Origin of the sequence: Moorena sp. SIO4E2 (assembly GCF_010671945.1) — a bacterium.
Lineage (GTDB): Bacteria > Cyanobacteriota > Cyanobacteriia > Cyanobacteriales > Coleofasciculaceae > Moorena > Moorena producens.
Genome location: NZ_JAAHIE010000732.1, coordinates 1 through 3,082 on the forward strand (window position 1 = coordinate 1; position 3,082 = coordinate 3,082).

4 protein-coding genes are annotated in these 3,082 nt (G+C 42.3%); all 4 read right to left on the bottom strand.

Annotated features, from left to right (window positions below; genetic code table 11):
- Nucleotides 1-70 precede the first annotated feature (70 nt).
- The 4 genes from F6K37_RS36195 to F6K37_RS36210 all read right to left on the bottom strand — a co-directional run bounded on the left by F6K37_RS36195 (nt 71) and on the right by F6K37_RS36210 (nt 2,762).
- Nucleotides 71-424, bottom strand: a complete 354-nt coding sequence (locus tag F6K37_RS36195) for a hypothetical protein (RefSeq protein ID WP_287255813.1) — start codon at nt 422-424, stop codon at nt 71-73.
- Nucleotides 425-613: 189 nt separating this feature from the next.
- Nucleotides 614-832, bottom strand: coding sequence for a helix-turn-helix domain-containing protein (locus tag F6K37_RS36200; protein WP_287255815.1), 219 nt, complete (start codon nt 830-832; stop codon nt 614-616).
- Nucleotides 833-1,374: 542 nt separating this feature from the next.
- On the bottom strand, nt 1,375-2,025 hold the full coding sequence (locus F6K37_RS36205) for a hypothetical protein (RefSeq protein ID WP_008190963.1): 651 nt from the start codon (nt 2,023-2,025) through the stop codon (nt 1,375-1,377).
- A gap of 293 nt (nt 2,026-2,318) precedes the next feature.
- Nucleotides 2,319-2,762 carry a hypothetical protein gene (locus F6K37_RS36210; RefSeq protein WP_287255817.1) on the bottom strand — a complete coding sequence of 148 codons (444 nt, stop codon included), beginning with the start codon at nt 2,760-2,762 and terminating at the stop codon, nt 2,319-2,321.
- Between the last annotated feature and the right edge of the window lie 320 nt (nt 2,763-3,082).

The window sequence follows — 3,082 nt, forward strand, 5'->3', positions numbered from 1 at the left end:
TCTTTGTACAAAGATGGCCTTCCTTTGATGAAACGACTAATTCAAGCTCGTTGCTCTATTACTGCTCCTCCTACTCTTCCGATACCTCTCTAAACCTGACCAAACGTCTTTCCAAAAGAGCCACACCCAATTTAATTCGCCTACGGAAAGCGCACCTATGCTTTTTACTTTGGGAAATTTGTTTCTGTTCTCCTACCTTTATATAACTATAACTTACAGGACTCCAAAGACTGAAACCCGCTTCATCTAAGTATTTAAGCCTAACATCACCACAAGACGCTTGCAGACGTAACATATCTAAATCTGCTTTTTTAGCTTCTTTTTCTCTGGGGTTAGGATGTTGTCTTGGGCTTGTTTTTGTTCGCTTCCATAAATATCCTTTTTTTTTAATTATTTTGCGGATTCTTTCCGGACTTAATTCCACTTGACGCTCTTTTTTTAAAAGAATAGATAATTGCTTACTATTAGGTGCGACCCGTGGCGAATTTAATTCGCCTACGGAAAGCGCACCTTTGTAAGTTATTTTTCCCTCATTACAAAGCTCTTCTAGATAGTCTATATCCGATTTTTTCCAGGTTTTTTTCCTACCACTTCTCGGCTTATCCCAGAGTCCTTATTTTCCTTGTATTATCCACCTATGAATGGTTTTTCTCACTGTATTCGGTGACCAATCTATCCAGTCAGATATTTGAGAGACTGTCCAGCCTTTAGCATTTAAGCAGATAACTTCTACTCTTTTTCTAGTTCTTTCTGGACAATTACTATCATGTTTTAACTCTAACAACTCTTGCATGTCTAACTCACTTAGACGAATTTTTAATCGAGCTGGCATTATCTGTTTGGGATTTTTTAACTACTTTTCTATTTTACACTTAATTACGCCCAAATACTTAGTACCATAGTTATAATCTAACACACTTTTGGAGATAGTGCTAGATTATTTGAGATTTTATTTAACAGTTGGTAGCCCCTTACTATCGGCTGCTTTTCATTATGATTCGGCGTTGGATAATTCACCAAACCACTAGTGCTGGCTTCAGAGTTTTGATTGCCAGAAGGCACCGAATTAATTGATTGGTTGTGCATAGTTATTTGTTGGCAAACAGTTTTAGGGAAATAAATCGCTGTTGGCTACGTAGCTGTTCAAGTAAACCTAAAGATTCAGCGATGAGTTATTGAATGAGCGTACTTAATTGACCGGTCAAGTAAGTCAGGTAACAAGTTATCGTTCGCGTAGCGTGACCATTCGCGTAGCGTGGCCTAAAGGCCAAGGTCAATCCTTAAGCGGTTTGCCGCTTACCTAGGTAACAGGATCAAATATTTTGAGTCTTGGTGGTGAGTGATGGCTGATAGAAAATGGAAACTACATGGAAACTAACTTGCTAACGGTTCTGATATTAGTTCCCAAGCATTGACATCGCTGACACCAATGCGCACTGGTACGTTAAGATAGTCCTCTACCAGGTAATAATCGGTCTCATAGCGGCCTAATGCGCCATCGGGACGCCTCAGCGTGTACTGGAATTTGGGAATGTAACGCTCCCGAGTCAATCGATCAATTAGTTCGTTATAGTCATCCCGACTATCACGCCACAAGTAGCGATAATTAAAGCCAGTCCACTGATGGGGTTGGAGAATACCCCGCTCTGGTGCAAGTAGGTCATTGGTGTGTAAGCAAACATCATTCCACATTGACGTAATTACTACAATTAGACCTTCTTCACGCTTTTCTTTGATAAAATCATTAACACGAAGGTAGTTGGCTCCTAGCAAATAGGTTCCATTTTGGGGTATTGGTCCGGTCATAGTTGTCTCGCTCCTGAGTATGGAGGTGGGAATTTGGTAAGGTCGCTCGCATCCGGGCCAGGATACAATAGCCCGTTGAAGCCTGAGTTTTTGAGCAGAGACAGCCAGCTCACTAGCATGTCGCCTTAGAGCGTAGGCCGCTAAGCGTGATGGTGCTTCAATATTGAAGCTTTCCGTGGTAACTGATAGATGGCACCCTGAGAAAAAGAAATTGTCCATTGTTGAAGACTGAAACCTAAAATGACACGCTGAGTAGTGAGTGTTGCTGTTAAGCAAGTTAAACCGGACCAACGGAGACTATGGCTAAGTACTATGGCTAAGTACTATGGCTAAGTACTATGGCTCACCTCTGCTTGTTGATCTATGGTTGTTGATCTAAGTAAGGGACGGCTTCCATAGTACAGTAACTGGCAGGATGGATTTTAGCCAAAAATCGCTTCAAAAACCGATAATTTCTTGAAAAAATCCCCTCTGATAGCATTCACCATTGGCAGCTGTTAGTCCGATCATGGTTATTGAATCCTTGGCCACTCCCTGTTGCTGGGCAATTTTGGAAAACCGTAGAAACAGCGATCGCGAATCTCCACTAACTCATCCGTTGTCCAAGGTTCACCATTGTTCTTGCATAGCACTACACCCAAACCAATCAAGTCATCATCTGTGGGTCGGTTCCCTTCCAAGATGGCTTGCAGGTTTTCAACGCTAACTTCACTTAATCGTGATAGTTCTTCCAAGTTCCAGCCATGAATGAGATCAGCAATGGTAGGAGTTTGTGCTGGAACTGCTGATATTTGGCTGCTGTCTAGGTAGTTAAAAAATTTAGTCAGCGTATCTTCTAGTCCTTCACTGTAGTCAAGCTCGTGTTCGACACAGTAGTTGCGGAAGCGCTTTAGTAGATGTTTGGGAATATGTCCTCTCAGTAATGCATACCGGGGATCTGTCTTTTTGTGAACCAATGTCCTTGTCCTCTAGCTCCATAGAGAGCAACATTTGATTGTCCTCTTATAAGTTTGGCACATTTTGTCACGATATACTTCTATTGGTATATCGTGATATCCTGACAATAGGTTAATACACTGGTTAATACACTTAGGTAGTTACTACACTTAGGGGGTTTACTTAAGTGTTTTACTTTCGTAGAGATTTGATGGAGAAGCCCCATTGGGTTCCTCGTTCGATGCCGTGTACCCGTAGGTATTGGCCTGTGCCGTCTGCCAGGTCCGACAGCACCTCGTAGCCGCCCGGGGCGTTGGTTGTCGAGTGGAGCTTGGTCCAG